The sequence below is a fragment of the Vibrio sp. 03_296 genome (genome assembly GCF_002265885.1).
On sequence record NZ_NPKW01000101.1, the window covers coordinates 1 to 948 of the forward strand.

Below are 948 nucleotides of genomic sequence, written 5' to 3' on the forward strand. Positions count from 1 at the left end.
ACAGTCTACGTGTGCGTAGTGGCGAGCTGGAGTGTCGTACTCTACGTGAGAAGTAGAGATTGTGATACCACGCTCACGCTCTTCTGGAGCGTTGTCGATTGATGCGAAGTCACGAGCAGCACCGCCGTAAACTTTTGCAAGAGTAGTACAGATAGCTGCAGTTAGAGTTGTTTTACCGTGGTCAACGTGGCCGATAGTACCAACGTTTACGTGCGGTTTTACACGTTCAAATTTTTCTTTAGACATGAATAGTCCCTCTAGGTACGGATTTAGGTGGCCCGAATTGACCACGCAACCAAAAAAGATAATTGGTAAATCTTATATCAAAAGGAAATAACTTTGAGAGCTGGTGCTGATAGGCAGACTCGAACTGCCGACCTCATCCTTACCAAGGATGCGCTCTACCACCTGAGCTATATCAGCACTCAAATTGTGAGTGGAGCGGGCAGCGGGAATCGAACCCGCATCATCAGCTTGGAAGGCTGAGGTAATAGCCATTATACGATGCCCGCAACACGTAACTCTGAGAGCTATTTCCTAAAGAATATGGTGGAGGGGGACGGATTCGAACCATCGAAGGCGGAGCCGGCAGATTTACAGTCTGCTCCCTTTGGCCACTCGGGAACCCCTCCAAATTTTCACCATCTCACTACAATCACTATTAAGTGGGAGAGAATGGTGCCGACTACCGGAATCGAACTGGTGACCTACTGATTACAAGTCAGTTGCTCTACCTACTGAGCTAAGTCGGCATAAGTGGAGCGCATTCTAGTGAATCATTTCTTTGCTTGCAATAGCTTTTTTACAAAAAAATCTGATTTTTTGATAAAACAGAATCACCTGACGCAAATCACACAATTCTCTCTTTTTCTAATGAGGATTCACTATTGTCATTTGCTTTCTGTTACTCATGATGTATTTTGCATTCTCTTTCACGATTCACATGGA

At 45.1% G+C, this 948-nt stretch carries 1 protein-coding gene and 4 tRNA genes; all 5 read right to left on the bottom strand.

What is annotated here, in order from left to right; genetic code table 11:
- On the bottom strand, nucleotides 1-246 hold a 246-nt coding region (locus tag CIK04_RS12290; RefSeq protein ID WP_325205712.1), incomplete at its 3' end, for a GTP-binding protein.
- A 101-nt stretch (nucleotides 247-347) separates the two neighbouring features.
- A tRNA-Thr gene (locus CIK04_RS12295) sits at nucleotides 348-423 on the bottom strand.
- 14 nt (nucleotides 424-437) lie between these two features.
- Nucleotides 438-512 (bottom strand) — tRNA-Gly (locus CIK04_RS12300).
- A gap of 35 nt (nucleotides 513-547) precedes the next feature.
- A tRNA-Tyr gene (locus CIK04_RS12305) sits at nucleotides 548-632 on the bottom strand.
- A gap of 44 nt (nucleotides 633-676) precedes the next feature.
- A tRNA-Thr gene (locus CIK04_RS12310) sits at nucleotides 677-752 on the bottom strand.
- Nucleotides 753-948: the final 196 nt, after the last annotated feature.